2 protein-coding genes are annotated in these 3,141 nt (G+C 66.2%); both read right to left on the reverse strand.

What is annotated here, in order from left to right; genetic code table 11:
• The coding region (locus VNJ47_03555) for a hypothetical protein (protein HXG27907.1) at positions 1 to 1,960 on the reverse strand (1,960 nt) is incomplete at its 3' end.
• A 182-nt stretch (positions 1,961 to 2,142) separates the two neighbouring features.
• Positions 2,143 to 3,141, reverse strand: a 999-nt coding sequence (locus VNJ47_03560; GenBank protein HXG27908.1) for a dihydrolipoamide acetyltransferase family protein, incomplete at its 5' end; no start/stop codon positions are given.

Consider the following 3,141-nt stretch of genomic DNA (forward strand, 5'->3'; position numbering starts at 1 on the left):
CCTGCCGGATCATCGCTTTGGCTTGTGCGGCTGCCTCTGCCGCTTCGTCCAGCCGCCCCTGGGCCAATAGCGCGCGCAGGAGGTGAGCGTGACCCTGCAAGAGGGTGCGCGGGTTCCTGGCCTGGCGCGCCAGCGCGAGGCCGGTCATCAGGCGTTGGTGCGCGGCCTCCAGTTGGTTCCACTCACAGTGGATTTCCGCCTGCGCGATGTGGCATCCGGCGTAGAGCGGCAGATGGGTATCGCCGCGGCGGGCGGCGTCTTGTTGAATGGCGTCCAGCGCCGCCGCGGCGGCGCGCAGACGGCCCTGCTGGTAGAGGGCGCGCGCGGCATTGCCACGGGCGTACACAGCCATCAGGATGTGGTCGCTTGCCGTCGCGGCATTGCCTGCCTCGACCCAGGCTTCATGCGCCAAGGCAAAGTCGCTGCGCCAGAAGTAGGCGACGCCCAGCAGCATGAGGACCTCGCCGCGCGCCCGTAATTGCTCCGGCCGGAGCAGCGCCAGGGCCTGCTGCGCCAGGCTGATGGCGGCGTCCAGCTCACTCCGGTTCAGCGCGAGATCACATTGGACAATCAGCGCCGCGAGCAGGGTAGATGCGTCTGGGTCAAGATCAGGCGCTTCACGTAAGCTCTGGCGAGTCCGCGCCAGCCAGGCTTCGGCCTCGGCGACTTCGTGCAAGAAGAGATGGGTTTTGGCGCGCAGCAGGCACAGTTGAGGGCGGCTAGGATAGATGGCATCGGGCAATTGCCGCAGCCAGCCATCCAGGGTGATATACTCCCCCCGCTGCTGAAACAGCCCGCAATGCCGTTCCAGCAAGTCCGCGGCCAGCGCAGGATCGGCAGCAAGGGCATGGTGAATGGCTGCGCCGATCCCGTTATCGCCGATCCCGTTGTTGTCCAGATGCCAGCGGGCCGCCCGGCAGTGCAGCTCCCGAACTCGCTCCGGATCGCCGTGCATCAAGCGGCTGCGCAGCATTTCGGCAAAGAGGTGATGGTAGCGGTACCAAACCTGCCCATCGTCCAGCGGGATAAGAAAGAGATGGGCGCGGTGCAGAGCTGCTAAGACGGCTGCGCTGTCGGTGCGACCGGTGACTGCGTTGCAGAGCGCGGCGCACAGGCGCGGCAGGATCGAGGTGTCGAAGAGGAAGTGCTGGATTTCCGGCGGCTGGCGCTGGAGGACTTCCTCGGCCAGGTAGTCGCCGATATAGGTATGGGCGCCGGCGAAGCGTTGCACCTGATGTGCCACGTCGTCGGCGCTCTGCATGGAGAGGGCAGCCAATTGCAGGCCGGCGATCCACCCTTCGGTGCGTTGTTGGAGGGTCGCGGCGTCCTGCGCGGTGATTTCGATACCCATGATGGCGGTCAAGAACTCGTGGGTCTCTTCCTCGCGGAAGCGTAGGTCCGCCTCGCGCAGTTCGGTCAGCTCGCGGCGGGCGCGCCAGCGCGCCAGGGGCAGGGGCGCGTCGGCGCGCGTGCTGATCACCAGGTGCAGGGTGGGCGGCATGTGCTCGATGAGGAACGCGACTGCCTGGTGGAGGGCCGGTGTGTGCAGAACGTGGTAGTCATCGAGGACCAGCAGCCGCTGGCCGGCGCTCGCCGCCATCACATTGATCAGCTCGATCATGATCAGCTCATGGCCGGGCGTCGCGAGTGAGGGCGGCTGCCCGGCGCTTATGCTGCCTGGACAGAGGCTCTCAACCGCGGCGCTCAGGTAGGCAAAGAAGCGCGCCGGATCGTTGTCGCCTTCATCCAGGGCGAGCCAGGCCACGGCGACGGCATCGCCAGGCTGCGCCCGCAGCGAGTCCATCCATTGGATCAGGAGAGTAGTCTTGCCGAAACCCGGCGGCGTGGAGAGCAGGATCAGCCGGCTACGCAGGCCGCTGTTGAGCTTGTCCAATAGGCGCGGGCGCGCCACAAGGGCATGTTGCCGCACCGGAATGTGGAGCTTCGTCGCTAACAACATGGTCTGCCACCGCGGGGCCTGGACAATCCCCTGAAGACATCCCGCTGCAGCATGCAACCCAGCCGGCTGTATGGCGGAGAGGAACGGCCCAAAGGCGTTTCTGGCCGTTGGGAGTGCAGCCTTGCGCCCATTATAAGCGGACCGTTCAAACCGTCAACTGTCTATGCGCTGACGGTTTGGACTCAAGTCCCTAACCAGAGCGCGGGCGTCTCGATATACTCCCGGATTGTATTGAGGAAGCGGGCTGCGGGCGCGCCGTCCACAAGGCGGTGGTCGAAGGTGAGGCTCAACGCCATGATCTGGCGCGGGACGACCTGCTCGCCCACGACCCAGGGTCTAGCGATGATGCGCCCGACGCCGAGAATGGCGCATTGCGGCAGGTTGATGATCGGTGTGAAGGCGTCAATGCCATACATGCCCAGATTGGTGATGGTGAAGGTGCCGCCTTGCATCTCATCCGGCTGGAGTTGCCGGGCCAGGGCTGCCTCGATCAGGCGGGCGCTCTCCGCGCTGATCTGGCGCAGGCTCTTACTCTGGACATCGCGTACCACCGGGACCAATAGACCTTCCGCCGTGTCTACGGCCAAGCCGATGTGAATCTGTTCGTGGAGCAGGATTTGCTCTTCGCTCCAGGTGGCATTGAGAAATGGATGCTCCTGCAATGCGACGGCGGCCAGCTTGATCAACAAATCATTGTAGGAAGGCGCGACCAGGCCACGCGGGGTGAGCGCGGCCTTGAACTGCTCGCGCAACACGACCAGCTCGGTGGCGTCGGCTTCAGTCGTCAGGGTGACGGCCGCGGCTGTGTGTGTGCTTTCGGCCATGCGCTGGGCGATAAGCCGCCGGATGCGCGATGCGGGAACGGCTTTGGCCCCTGTGGGAGGCGCGGCCTGCGCGCGGGCGGCAAGGGCCGCCTGCACATCATCACGCTGGATGCGCCGGCCCTGGGTCTGGCGGGCCAGCTCGGCCAGGTCCACGCCCGCGGCCTCGGCCATGCGCTGGGCGACGGGCGAGACGCGCACCTTCGGCCCATGGGCTTCCTGGGGCGCGGCCCGGCTTGCGGCGCGCTGTACAGCGGCGCGCACGTCTCGCTCGACGATGCGCCCGGTGCGGCCACTGCCTTGAAGCTCTGTCCAATCTACACCTAGCTCAACGGCGATGCGGCGGGCGCGCGGGCTGAT

It is taken from the genome of Nevskiales bacterium, assembly GCA_035574475.1.
GTDB lineage: Bacteria > Pseudomonadota > Gammaproteobacteria > Nevskiales > DATLYR01 > DATLYR01.